Annotated in this window: 10 protein-coding genes; 4 read left to right on the top strand and 6 right to left on the bottom strand. The window is 60.1% G+C overall.

Annotation, left to right across the window (positions count from 1 at the left end; all coding sequences use genetic code 11):
• The first annotated feature begins 1 nt into the window (after nt 1).
• Nucleotides 2-916 (top strand): DMT family transporter, encoded by a 915-nt coding sequence (locus AB4P91_RS23780; RefSeq protein ID WP_395605001.1) that lies wholly within the window; start codon nt 2-4, stop codon nt 914-916.
• Nucleotides 917-924: 8 nt separating this feature from the next.
• Here the strand turns inward: AB4P91_RS23780 and prpD are convergent, their stop codons facing one another.
• The 6 genes from prpD to AB4P91_RS23810 form a co-directional block, all read right to left on the bottom strand.
• Entirely contained in the window at nt 925-2409 is a 1485-nt protein-coding gene (gene prpD / locus AB4P91_RS23785; RefSeq protein WP_395603842.1) for a 2-methylcitrate dehydratase, read from the bottom strand.
• A gap of 360 nt (nt 2410-2769) precedes the next feature.
• Complete coding sequence (prpF, locus tag AB4P91_RS23790; RefSeq protein WP_395603843.1) at nt 2770-3960, bottom strand: 2-methylaconitate cis-trans isomerase PrpF; 1191 nt, start codon at nt 3958-3960, stop codon at nt 2770-2772.
• A gap of 54 nt (nt 3961-4014) precedes the next feature.
• Complete coding sequence (gene acnD, locus AB4P91_RS23795; RefSeq protein ID WP_395603844.1) at nt 4015-6609, bottom strand: Fe/S-dependent 2-methylisocitrate dehydratase AcnD; 2595 nt, start codon at nt 6607-6609, stop codon at nt 4015-4017.
• 206 nt (nt 6610-6815) lie between these two features.
• Nucleotides 6816-7943, bottom strand: coding sequence for a 2-methylcitrate synthase (gene prpC / locus AB4P91_RS23800; protein ID WP_395603845.1), 1128 nt, complete (start codon nt 7941-7943; stop codon nt 6816-6818).
• A gap of 136 nt (nt 7944-8079) precedes the next feature.
• Nucleotides 8080-8973, bottom strand: coding sequence for a methylisocitrate lyase (gene prpB / locus AB4P91_RS23805; RefSeq protein ID WP_115148452.1), 894 nt, complete (start codon nt 8971-8973; stop codon nt 8080-8082).
• Nucleotides 8970-9695 (bottom strand): GntR family transcriptional regulator, encoded by a 726-nt coding sequence (locus AB4P91_RS23810; RefSeq protein WP_150688343.1) that lies wholly within the window; start codon nt 9693-9695, stop codon nt 8970-8972. The genes prpB and AB4P91_RS23810 overlap by 4 nt, the downstream gene beginning before the upstream one ends.
• 288 nt (nt 9696-9983) lie before the next feature.
• Here AB4P91_RS23810 and AB4P91_RS23815 point away from each other — a divergent pair, with 288 nt between their 5' ends.
• From AB4P91_RS23815 to AB4P91_RS23825, 3 genes are read left to right on the top strand one after another with little or no spacing between them, the layout of a single operon-like run.
• Complete coding sequence (locus AB4P91_RS23815) at nt 9984-10520, top strand: ATP-dependent zinc protease (protein ID WP_016983749.1); 537 nt, start codon at nt 9984-9986, stop codon at nt 10518-10520.
• Nucleotides 10521-10525: 5 nt separating this feature from the next.
• Nucleotides 10526-12061 carry an inactive transglutaminase family protein gene (locus tag AB4P91_RS23820; RefSeq protein WP_150594590.1) on the top strand — a complete coding sequence of 512 codons (1536 nt, stop codon included), beginning with the start codon at nt 10526-10528 and terminating at the stop codon, nt 12059-12061.
• Nucleotides 12061-13047, top strand: a complete 987-nt coding sequence (locus AB4P91_RS23825) for an alpha-L-glutamate ligase-like protein (RefSeq protein WP_150594589.1) — start codon at nt 12061-12063, stop codon at nt 13045-13047. Before AB4P91_RS23820 ends, AB4P91_RS23825 begins: the two co-directional genes overlap by 1 nt.
• The last annotated feature ends 6 nt before the right edge of the window (nt 13048-13053 follow it).

Here is a 13053-nt window from a genome sequence, read left to right on the forward strand (position 1 = left end):
AATGAACATCAGCAAACCCTGGCTTGCCGGATTGATCACCAGCACCCTGTTTCTCATCGTTTGTCTGAGTTGGGGCACCACGTGGCTGGGGATCAAGATTGCCGTGGAAAGCGTGCCGCCACTGACCGCTGCCGGCCTGCGCTTTCTGATTGCCTTCCCGCTGTTCCTCAGCTTCGCGGTGTTGCGCAAGGAACCCCTGCTGTTTCCGCGCCAAAGTCGCTGGTTTTTTGTGTTCGTTACGCTGTCGTATTTCAGCCTGCCGTATTACCTGCTCAACTATGGCGAGATGCACGTGTCGTCTGGCCTGACGGCGCTGCTGTTCAGCTGCATGCCGGTGTTTATCCTGATGTTCAGCGCACTGTTTCTGCGCGAGAAAATCTATCCGTCGCAAATGCTCGGCATCGCCATCGGCTTCGCCAGTCTGTTCATGATCATTCGCAGCCAGGGCTTGCACCTTGATCAGGCGGAATGGCTGGGTGTGCTGGCGATTCTCTGCGCAGCCGTCATGCATGCGTTGTGCTACGTAGTGACGAAAAAACACGGCAGCGCCATCAGCGTGATCACCTACAACACGCTGCCGATCGGCATCGCCGGGCTGATGTTATTTATTGTCGGATTGAGCTTCGAAGCGCCGAGCTTCCAGGACGTGACCGCGCGCTCATGGGCTGCCCTGTTCTATCTCGGGCTGGTGGCGTCGGTGGGTGGATTCATCGTTTATTTTTTGCTGCTTAAACGCCTCAGCCCGATCATTCTGTCGTTCGTGTTTATCATTTTCCCGGTGTTCGCCGTGATCATCGGCGCCTGGTACGAAGGGCAACCCCTGTCCCGGGAGCTGATGATCTATTCGGCGATTTTGTTGAGCGGTTTTGCGATCACCAAACTGCCTGTCGAAAAATGGCGCAAATCGTCCCTGTAGGGCTTTCGTCAGATCATGAACAGGTCGACGAAGCGGTGGACTGGCGTCGCTTCCAGCCGCGCCTGATCTTTGCACAGCGCCAGGATCTCGGCGCTACGTTGGCCGGTGAAGCGCGTTGCCAGGTTGGCCTTGAACTTGTCTTCCAGCAAAGGAATGCCCTGCGCCCGGCGGCGGCGATGACCGATCGGGTATTCCACCACGACGTTGTCGGTGCTAGTGCCGTCCTTGAAAAACACCTGCACGGCGTTGGCAATCGAGCGCTTGTCGGCCTCGAGGTATTCGCGGGTGAAGCGCGGCTCTTCGACGATGAGCATTTTCTCGCGCAGCACATCAATGATCGGATGAGCTTTGTGAAAATCGTCCTCGTACTGCTCGGCGATCAGGTTGCCGAAGGCCAGCGGCACGGCGGTCATGTACTGAATGCAGTGATCGCGGTCGGCAGCGTTGGCCAGCGGCCCGACCTTGGAAATGATGCGGATCGCCGATTCGTGGGTGGTGATGACGATTCGCTCGATTTCGTGCAGTCGATTGCGCACTTGCGGATGCAACGTCACCGCTGCCTCGCACGCAGTTTGCGCGTGGAACTCGGCGGGAAAGCTGATCTTGAACAGGACGTTTTCCATCACATAACTGCCGAACGGCCGTGAGAAAGCGAAGGCGCGTTTGTCTTCCGGCTTCAACGCCAGGTCGCTGTTGGTGTGGCTGAAGAGTACGTCGTAAAAGCCCCACTGTTTGGCACTCAACACACCGGGAATGCCCATCTCGCCACGCATGGCGATGTCGGCCAGACGTACGCCACGGCTGGCCGCATCCCCCGCGGCCCAGGATTTTCGCGAGCCCGCATTCGGTGCATGACGGTAGGTGCGCAGCGCCTGACCGTCGGCAAATGCATGGGACAGCGCCGACAACATCTGCTCGCGATTGGCGCCCATCAGTTTGGCGGTCACGGCGGTCGAGGCGACCTTCACCAGAATGACGTGATCAAGTCCCACGCGGTTGAAGGAGTTTTCCAGGGCAATGACGCCCTGAATCTCGTGGGCCATGATCATCGCTTCCAGCACCTCACGAATCGTCAGCGCTGCTTCAGCGTTGGCCAAGCGCTTCTGCGAGAGATGATCGGCTACCGCGAGAATTGCGCCGAGGTTGTCCGACGGATGCCCCCACTCGGCGGCGAGCCAGGTGTCGTTGTAGTCGAGCCAGCGCACGATGCAGCCGATATCCCACGCCGCTTTCACCGGATCAAGGCGATAAGGGGTGCCCGGGACGCGAGCGCCAAACGGCACGACGGTGCCTTCGACGATGGGGCCAAGGTGCTTGGTGCATTCGGGAAAACGCAGCGCCAGCAGGCCGCAACCCAGCGTGTCCATCAGGCAGTGGCGGGCGGTATTCAGGGCTTCGGTGGATTCAACATTGAAGGTCAGGACGTAGTCGGCGATGTCTTGCAGGACACGGTCGTAGTCGGGGCGGTCGTTCAGGTCGACGTTGGCGCTCATTGCGTTTCTCCTGTGCGGGGATGATGAGTGGTGCGGTCTTCCTCAGGGCTTGGTTGGTCTGGTTGATTGCAGGTCTGGGGCGCCTGCTCTTTTGGTGTTTCTTCAGGTGGTGAAGCCCCTCACCCTAGCCCTCTCCCGAGGGAGAGGGAACCGATTGGGGGATGCAGTAGAGCTTCACCGACGTGAACGATCTCATCGAATCCATAATTGATCAGATCCATACACAATTTCAGAAACCTCGACCGTTCCCCCTGAATCCATAATCGACTCGGTCTTTCAGGTCGATGTATCACGCCAGACAACCCGGTCGGCCCCCTCTCCCTTCGGGAGAGGGCTGGGGTGAGGGTAAAAGCTCTCGAATCAGAACGAATCACCGGGAATACGCACGTAGCCTTCCATCAAAACGCGCGCACTGCGGCTCATGATGGCTTTTTTCACCACCCACTCCCCGTGTTCCAGGCTCGCCTCGGCACCGACCCGCAATGTGCCGGAAGGATGACCGAAGCGCACGGCGCTGCGCTCAACGCCACCCGCCGCCAGGTTCACCAGCGTTCCGGGAATTGCCGCCGCAGTGCCGATGGCGACCGCAGCCGTGCCCATCATCGCGTGGTGCAGCTTGCCCATCGACAATGCACGCACCAGCAAATCAACGTCACCGGCAGCAATCGCTTTACCGCTGGACGCCACGTAATCCGCAGGCTTGGAGACGAACGCGACTTTCGGTGTGTGTTGGCGCTTGGCCGCTTCATCGAGATTCGAGATCAGGCCCATGCGCAAAGCACCATAAGCGCGGATGGTCTCGAACATCTGCAAGGCTTTCGGGTCGCTGTTGATCGCACTTTGCAGTTCGGTGCCGGTGTAGCCGATGTCTTCGGCGTTGACGAAAATCGTCGGAATACCCGCATTGATCATGGTCGCCCTGAACGTGCCAACACCCGGCACCTCCAGCTCATCGATCAGGTTGCCGGTAGGAAACATCGAACCACCACCGCCCTCTTCTTCTGCCGCCGGGTCCATGAACTCCACCTGCACTTCGGCCGCCGGAAAGGTCACGCCGTCGAGTTCGAAATCTCCGGTTTCCTGCACTTCACCGTTGGTGATCGGCACGTGGGCGATGATGGTTTTGCCGATATTGGCCTGCCACACGCGCACCACCGCGACACCGTCGTGCGGAATGCGGCTGGCGTCGACCAGGCCGTTGCTGATCGCAAACGAACCGACCGCCGCCGACAGGTTGCCGCAGTTGCCGCTCCAATCCACGAACGGCTTGTCGATGGAGACCTGGCCGAACAGGTAGTCGACGTCGTGATCAGCCTGGCTGCTTTTCGACAGGATCACGGTTTTGCTGGTGCTTGAAGTGGCGCCGCCCATGCCGTCGATCTGCTTGTCGTACGGGTCGGGGCTGCCGATTACACGCAGCAGCAAGGCGTCGCGGACGGGACCTGGAACCTGCGCCGCTTCAGGCAAATCTTTCAGGCTGAAGAACACGCCTTTGCTGGTGCCACCGCGCATGTAGGTGGCGGGAATCTTGATTTGCGGAACGTGAACCATGGTGCTCCTTAACGAGGGCATGGGACTTGAAGTCCCATGCCCACATCCGATGATTTAAACGGCAGCCGCCGACTCTTCGAGGAAGTCCTGAGCGAAGCGCTGCAACACGCCGCCGGCCTCGTAGATCGACACTTCTTCAGCGGTATCGAGGCGGCAAGTGACCGGCACGTCGACGCGCTCGCCATTCTTGCGATGGATCACCAGCGTCAGGTCGGCGCGCGGTTTGCGCTCGCCAATCACGTCGTAGGTTTCGCTGCCGTCGATGGCCAGGGTATGACGGTCGGTGCCCGCCTTGAACTCCAGCGGCAACACGCCCATGCCCACCAGGTTGGTGCGATGGATACGCTCGAAACCTTCCGCCGCAATGGCTTCGACACCCGCCAGACGCACGCCTTTGGCCGCCCAGTCGCGGGACGAGCCCTGACCGTAATCGGCGCCGGCGATGATGATCAGCGGCTGCTTGCGCTCCATGTAGGTTTCGATGGCTTCCCACATGCGCATCACTTTGCCTTCCGGCTCGACACGGGCCAGCGAGCCCTGCTTGACCTTGCCGTTTTCCACGACCATTTCGTTGAACAGTTTCGGGTTGGCAAACGTCGCGCGCTGGGCGGTCAAGTGATCGCCACGGTGGGTGGCGTAGGAGTTGAAGTCCTCTTCCGGCAAGCCCATTTTCGCCAGGTATTCGCCGGCGGCGCTGTCGAGCATGATCGCGTTCGAGGGCGACAGGTGATCGGTGGTGATGTTGTCCGGCAGCACCGCCAGTGGGCGCATGCCCTTGAGCGGACGCGCGCCGGCCAGTGCGCCTTCCCAATACGGCGGGCGGCGAATGTAAGTGCTCATCTCGCGCCAGTCGTACAGCGGCGTGACTTTCGGGCCGGTGTCTTCATGGATGGCGAACATCGGGATGTAGACCTGACGGAACTGCTCGGGTTTGACCGAAGACTTCACCACGGCGTCGATTTCTTCGTCGTTCGGCCAGATGTCTTTGAGGCGAATGTCCTTGCCGTCGACCACGCCCAAGACATCTTTCTCGATGTCGAAACGGATGGTCCCGGCAATCGCGTAAGCAACCACCAGCGGCGGCGAAGCGAGGAAGGCCTGCTTGGCGTACGGGTGGATGCGGCCGTCGAAGTTGCGGTTGCCCGAGAGCACGGCAGTCGCATACAGGTCGCGGTCGATGATTTCCTGCTGGATCACCGGATCCAGTGCGCCGGACATGCCGTTGCACGTGGTGCAGGCAAACGCCACGACGCCGAAACCGAGTTGTTCCAGTTCGGTGGTCAGCCCCGCTTCGTCGAGGTACAGCGCCACGGTTTTCGAACCCGGCGCCAGCGAGGATTTCACCCACGGTTTGCGCGTCAACCCGAGTCGGTTGGCGTTGCGCGCAATCAGGCCAGCGGCAATCACGTTGCGCGGATTGCTGGTGTTGGTGCAACTGGTGATGGCCGCGATAATCACCGCACCATCGGGCATTTGCCCCGGCACGTCATCCCACTGACCGGAGATGCCTTTGGCCGCCAGATCCGAGGTCGCAACGCGCGCGTGCGGGTTGCTCGGGCCGGCCATGTTGCGCACCACCGACGACAAGTCGAAGGTCAGACCGCGCTCGTATTGCGCGCCTTTGAGGCTGTCGGCCCACAGACCGGTGGTTTTGGCGTAGTGCTCGACAAGCTGCACTTGTTGGTCTTCACGACCGGTGAGCTTGAGGTAATCGATGGTCTGCTGGTCGATGTAGAACATCGCCGCGGTGGCGCCGTATTCCGGCGCCATGTTGGAGATCGTTGCGCGGTCGCCGAGGGTCAGCGCGGCAGCGCCTTCACCGAAGAACTCCAGCCATGCACCGACGACTTTCTGCTTGCGCAGGTACTCGGTCAGCGCCAGCACCATGTCGGTGGCGGTAATGCCCGGTTGCAGTTTGCCGGTCAGTTCGACGCCGACGCTTTCCGGCAGGCGCATCCACGAGGCGCGGCCGAGCATCACGCTCTCGGCTTCGAGGCCGCCGACGCCGATGGCGATCACGCCCAGCGCATCGACGTGCGGGGTGTGGCTGTCGGTGCCGACGCACGTGTCGGGGAACGCCACGCCGTCACGCACCTGGATCACCGGAGACATTTTCTCCAGGTTGATCTGGTGCATGATGCCGTTGCCCGGCGGGATCACATCAACATTCTTGAAGGCTTTTTTGGTCCAGTTGATGAAATGAAAACGGTCTTCATTGCGACGATCTTCGATGGCGCGATTCTTCTCGAACGCCTGCGCATCAAAGCCCCCCGCCTCCACCGCCAGCGAGTGGTCGACGATCAGTTGCGTCGGCACCACCGGATTGACTTGCGCCGGATCACCGCCCTGCAAGGCAATAGCGTCACGCAGCCCGGCAAGGTCGACCAGTGCGGTCTGACCGAGAATGTCATGGCAGACAACGCGCGCCGGGAACCACGGGAAATCGAGGTCGCGCTTGCGCTCGATGAATTGCTTCAGGGATTCGGTCAGCGTGGCCGGGTCGCAGCGACGCACAAGGTTTTCCGCCAGCACGCGCGAGGTGTACGGCAGGGTGTCGTAAGCGCCGGGCTGGATCGCATCGACAGCCGCGCGGACGTCGAAATAGTCCAGCGGTGTGCCGGGCAGGTTCTTGCGAAATTCTGTGTTCATCGGGTCAGGACTCGGGTCACGGGAGTTTCAAGGGGTGGGGCCAGACACCGATCTTGAAATTCACACTGAACCCTGTGGGAGCTGGCTCGCCAGCGATAGTGTTGGGTCAGTCGACATCGATGCTGGATGTGACTCCGTCATCGCTGGCAAGCCAGCTCCCATAGGGATTTAGGTGAACGTCAAGATCAGTGTTCAGCCCTCACCATTCAGCGACGTTCGATTGGCACGAACTTGCGCTGTTCTACGCCGACGTATTCGGCGCTTGGGCGGATGATGCGGTTGTTGGCGCGTTGTTCGAACACGTGCGCCGCCCAGCCGGTCAGGCGCGAGCAGACGAAGATCGGTGTGAACAGCTTGGTCGGGATGCCCATGAAGTGGTACGCCGAGGCGTGGTAGAAGTCGGCGTTCGGAAACAGCTTCTTCTGCTCCCACATGGTCTTGTCGATGGCTTCGGAAACCGCGAACAGCACCTTGTCACCGACTTCATCAGAGAGCTTTTTCGCCCAACCCTTGATCACCTCGTTGCGCGGGTCGCTGTCCTTATAGATCGCGTGGCCGAACCCCATGATCTTGTCTTTGCGCTCGAGCATGCCGAGAGTGCCTTTGATCGCGTCTTCGGGCGACGAAAAGCGCTCGATCATTTCCATCGCCGCTTCGTTGGCGCCGCCGTGCAGCGGGCCGCGCAACGAACCGATGGCCGCCGTGACGCAGGAATACAGATCGGACAGGGTCGATGCGCACACACGGGCGGTGAAGGTCGAGGCGTTGAATTCGTGTTCGGCGTAGAGAATCAGCGACACGTTCATCACTTTGACGTGCAGTTCGCTCGGCTTCCTGTCGTGCAGCAAGTGCAGGAAGTGGCCGCCGATGGATTGTTCATCGGTCACGCAGTTGATGCGTTTGCCATCGTGGCTGAAGCGATACCAGTAGCACATGATCGCCGGGAACGCGGCCAGCAGACGGTCAGTCTTGTCCTGCTGCTCGGAGAAGTCTTTCTCCGGTTCGATGTTGCCAAGGAACGAGCAACCGGTGCGCATCACGTCCATCGGGTGGGCGTCGGCGGGGATGCGTTCCAGCACTTCTTTCAGCGCCTGCGGCAGGTCGCGCAGCTTGCTCAACTTGCCTTGATAAGCGTCGAGTTCGGCCTGGGTCGGCAGTTCGCCGTACAGCAGCAGGTACGCCACTTCTTCAAATTGCGCATCGGCTGCCAGTTCGCGCACGTCGTAGCCGCGATAGGTCAGCCCGGCACCGGCCTGGCCTACGGTGGACAGTGCGGTTTGCCCGGCAACCTGGCCCCGGAGCCCGGCGCCACTGAGTACTTTTGCTTCGGCCATTGCTGTCTCCAATTTTTTTGAATTTGTATGGAAAACTTGTGGGAGCGAGCTTGCTCGCCAAAGCGCTGGATCCGTCGACATCACTGATGGATGTCAGTCCATCTTCGCGAGCAAGCTCGCTCCCACAGGGTCTGGTTCAGCCTTTCTTTTGTGCAAACAACGCATCGAGCTTCTGCTCGAACGTGTGGTAATCGATGCGATCGTAAAGCTCCATGCGAGTCTGCATGGTGTCGATGACATTCTGCTGTGTGCCGTCGCGACGGATCGCGGTGTAGACATTTTCCGCAGCCTTGTTCATCGCGCGGAACGCCGACAGCGGATACAGCACCAGCGACACGTCCGCTCCCGCAAGCTGCTCGGTGGTGTACAGCGGCGTCGCGCCGAACTCGGTGATGTTGGCCAGAATCGGTGCTTTCACGCGGCTGGCGAACAGCTTGTACATCTCAAGCTCTGTGATGGCTTCCGGGAAGATCATGTCGGCGCCCGCCTCGATGCACGCCGCGGCGCGATCCAGAGCAGACTCCAGACCTTCAACGGCCAGCGCATCGGTACGCGCCATGATCACGAAGCTGTCGTCGGTACGGGCATCGACGGCAGCCTTGATGCGGTCGACCATTTCCTGCTGGCTGACGATCTCTTTATTCGGACGATGGCCGCAGCGCTTGGCGCCGACCTGGTCTTCGATGTGAATCGCCGCCGCGCCGAACTTGATCATCGATTTGACGGTGCGCGCCACGTTGAAGGCCGAAGAACCGAAACCGGTGTCGACATCCACCAGCAGCGGCAGATCGCAGACGTCGGTGATGCGCCGTACGTCGGTGAGCACGTCATCCAGACCGGTGATGCCCAGATCCGGCACGCCGAGGGACCCTGCGGCCACCCCGCCACCGGACAGGTAGATCGCCTTGAAACCGGCACGTTTGGCCAGCAGCGCGTGGTTGGCGTTGATCGCACCGACCACCTGCAAAGGGTGCTCGCTGGCGACCGCATCGCGGAAACGCTGGCCTGGAGTGTTCGGGTTGGAACTCATGACTCACCTCGTTCAGTGGCTGTCTTATTGTGGGCGCCGTCCTGGTAATGACGGGCGATGTTGCGTTTCGAGGCGCCGATGTGACGGCGCATCAACAATTCCGCGAGTTCGCCGTCACGGTCGGCGATGGCATCGAGAATCCTGTGGTGTTCGGCGAAGGCCTGGCGCGGGCGGTTCGGCGTGGTCGAAAACTGGATGCGGTACATGCGCACCAGTTGATAGAGCTCGCCGCAGAGCATCTGCGTCAGCGTGCGGTTGCCGCTGCCCTGGATGATGCGGTAGTGGAAGTCGAAATCGCCTTCCTGCTGGTAGTAGCCGACCCCGGCCTGAAACGCCGCGTCGCGCTCGTGGGTTTCCAGCACCCGACGCAGCTCATCGATTTCTTCGACGCTCATGCGTTCAGCCGCCAGACGGCACGCCATGCCTTCGAGAGATTCACGGATTTCGTAGAGTTCCAGCAATTCGGCATGGCTCAGCGATACCACTCGCGCGCCGACGTGCGGCACCCGCACCAGCAGGCGCTGACCTTCCAAGCGGTGGATCGCCTCACGCAGCGGCCCACGGCTGATGCCATAGGTGCGTGCCAGCTCAGGCTCGGAGATCTTGCTACCCGGAGCAATCTCGCCTCTGACGATAGCTGCCTGTATGCGTCGAAAGACGTTTTCCGAGAGCGTCTCGGAATCGTCGCCGCTGATGACCGGGGGATCGAGATGATCCAGCATGATTGTCGACACCTTGAAATCCAATGCGGCAAAAACTAGCCAATTAAGCCGAATCAGTCAAAGGATAAATAGGTATTGTCGACAATCGTCTAATAACCCGCTCCATGAGGTCCAAGGGTTATAGACCCCCTCGGGCGCTGGCGCCATAAAACCACCGTGCTAGAATGCCGCCCGCATTTGCTGGCCATTTGTACGGCTTGTCATAAAAAGCTGAAAGGCACACGAAGGGACCTGCGCAAGTTTTGCCAGGCACCTGAACCGAAAACGGAACGCTGCGCACCAGGATTTATGAGACTCAAGCCTTTTCCCACATTCTTCGCCCTGTTTTGCCTGCCCGGCCTCGCCGCCGCGGGCGAAAAAACCGTGTACGGCCTCAACGAATACGCTTCGCTTGACGGCATCAATCTGGAAGTCGCGGCCAAACTCGACACGGGCGCAAAAACCGCCTCGCTGAGTGCCCGCGACATCAAACGCTTCAAGCGCAATGGTGAATCCTGGGTACGTTTCTACCTGGCGATCGACGCCGCGCATTCGCACCCGATCGAACGCCCGCTGGCCCGAGTCAGCAAGATCAAGCGCCGCGCCGGCGACTACGATCCGGAAGAAGGCAAAAAGTACACCGCGCGCCCGGTGATCGAGCTGGATATCTGCATGGGTTCGGCGATGCGCAGCATCGAAGTGAACCTGACCGACCGAAGTGCGTTCCAATACCCGCTTTTGATCGGTTCCGAAGCGCTGAAACGCTTCGACGCACTGGTCGATCCCAGTCTCAAATACGCTGCAGGCAAACCCGCTTGCACCATCGCCGCTCATACCGCCGAGTAATTTCCATGCGTTCTCTAACCTTCCACCTGAAAATCCTGATCACCATTCTGGTGCTCCTGGGCGTTTCGGTTACGGCCTATCAGATTTTCGTACTCGGCATCCCCGTGACCGAAGACGCCACCGACGACTTGTGGAACATCGACGCCAAAGTCGAGTTCGTCGCCAGCACCAAGGACCCGGTGAAGATCCAGATGTTCGTGCCGCCGCTGAGCCGCGATTACGTCAGCCTCAACGAGAGCTTCATCTCCAATAACTACGGCGTGTCGGTGAACCGCGTCGACGGCAACCGCAAGGTGACCTGGTCGGCGCGGCGCGCCAAGGGCAATCAGACTCTTTATTACCGTCTGGTGCTGACCAAGCGCTACACCGCCGAAAAAACCAAGACCAAAGGCCCGACCTTCCGCGACAGCATGGTCATCGAAGGACCGGAGAAAATCGCCGCCGAATCGCTGCTCGCACCGATTCGTCAGCACTCGGCCGACGTTGAAACCTTCATCGGCGAAGCGATCAAGCGCGTCAACAACGTCAACGACGACAACGTGAAACTGCTCCTGGCTGGCGACCCATCGACGCCGCACAAAGCCAAAATCGTCGAACTGCTGCTGTCCATCGCCCACGTCCCGGTGGAAAAAGTCCACACCATCCGCCTCGTCGCCGATCAGCCGCAAACGCCTGAACTGTGGCTGCGCAGCTTCAACGGCACCGACTGGCTGTACTTCAATCCGGAAACCGGCGAACAGGGCCTGCCGACCGACCGCCTGCTGTGGTGGACCGGCGATGAAAACCTGATCACCGTCGACGGCGGCAAGAAAGCCAACGTGACCTTCAGCCTGAACAACAGCGAGATGAACGCGATTCGTCTGGCCAAACTGACTGACGAAAACACCGACGCCAATTTCCTCGAATACTCGCTCTACGGTCTGCCGCTGCAAACCCAGCAGACGTTCATGATCATGGTAATGATCCCGATCGGCGTGCTGGTGATCCTGATCCTGCGCAACCTGATCGGCCTGCAGACCCTCGGCACGTTTACCCCGGTGCTGATCGCCCTCGCCTTCCGTGAGACGCAGCTCGGGTTCGGCATTTTGCTGTTCACCGTGATTACCGCGCTGGGGCTGTCGTTAAGGTCGTATCTGGAACACTTGAAGCTGCAAATGCTGCCACGGCTGTCGGTGGTGCTGACATTCGTCGTGGTGTTGATCGCGGCAATCAGCCTGTTCAGCCATAAGCTGGGGCTGGAGCGCGGTCTGTCGGTGGCGCTGTTCCCGATGGTGATTCTGACCATGACCATCGAACGCCTGTCGATTACATGGGAAGAACGCGGTGCCAGCCATGCAATGAAAGTCGCCATTGGCACCTTGTTCGCGGCCACCCTGGCGCACCTGATCATGACCGTGCCGGAGCTGGTCTACTTCGTGTTCACCTTCCCGGCGATCCTGCTGATTCTGGTGGGCTTCATGCTGGCGATGGGGCGTTATCGCGGTTACCGCCTGACCGAACTGGTGCGTTTCAAGGCGTTCCTGAAGAAGGCTGACAGCTGATGTTCGGTTTCTGGAAGACCTGGAAGGCCCTGGAAGCCCGGGGCATCATGGGCATTAATCGGCGTAACGCCGATTACGTGCTCAAGTACAACAAGCGCAGTCTGTACCCGATCGTCGATGACAAGATCATCACCAAGGAACACGCGATCAAGGCCGGCATTCACGTGCCGGAGTTGTATGGCGTGATTTCCACCGAGAAGGAAATCGACAAGCTCGACGAGATCATCGGCGGGCGCAGCGACTTCGTGATCAAACCGGCCCAAGGCGCCGGCGGTGACGGCATCATCGTGGTGGCCGACCGCTTCGAGGGCCGTTACCGCACGGTCTCGGGCAAGATCATTGCCCACGAAGAGCTTGAGCATCACATCTCGAGCATCCTCACCGGCCTGTATTCCCTGGGCGGCCACCGTGATCGCGCGCTGATCGAATACCGCGTGACCCCGGACCAGATCTTCAAAAGCATCAGTTATGAAGGCGTGCCGGACATCCGCATCATTGTGCTGATGGGGTATCCGGTAATGGCGATGTTGCGCCTGCCGACCCGTCAATCCGGCGGCAAGGCCAACCTGCACCAAGGCGCCATTGGCGTCGGCGTGGATCTGGCGACAGGCCTGACCCTGCGCGGCACCTGGCTGAACAACATCATCACCAAACACCCGGACACCACCAACGCAGTGGACGGCGTGCAACTGCCCTACTGGGACGGTTTCATGAAACTCGCTGCCGGTTGTTATGAGCTGTGTGGTCTGGGTTACATCGGCGTGGACATGGTGCTGGATCAGGAAAAAGGCCCGTTGATTCTTGAGCTGAATGCGCGGCCGGGGCTGAATATCCAGATCGCCAATGATTGCGGTCTGACGTTGCGTACCCATGCGGTGGAAGCGCGACTGGAAGAGCTCAAGGCACGTGGCGTGACTGAATCGGTTGAAGAGCGGGTGGCGTTTACTCAGGAAATGTTCGGGCATATTCCTGCGGTCGAGGGCTGAACCGCT

Source organism: Pseudomonas sp. B21128, assembly GCF_044218865.1.
In the GTDB taxonomy this organism is placed as follows: Bacteria; Pseudomonadota; Gammaproteobacteria; order Pseudomonadales; family Pseudomonadaceae; genus Aquipseudomonas; species Aquipseudomonas iridis.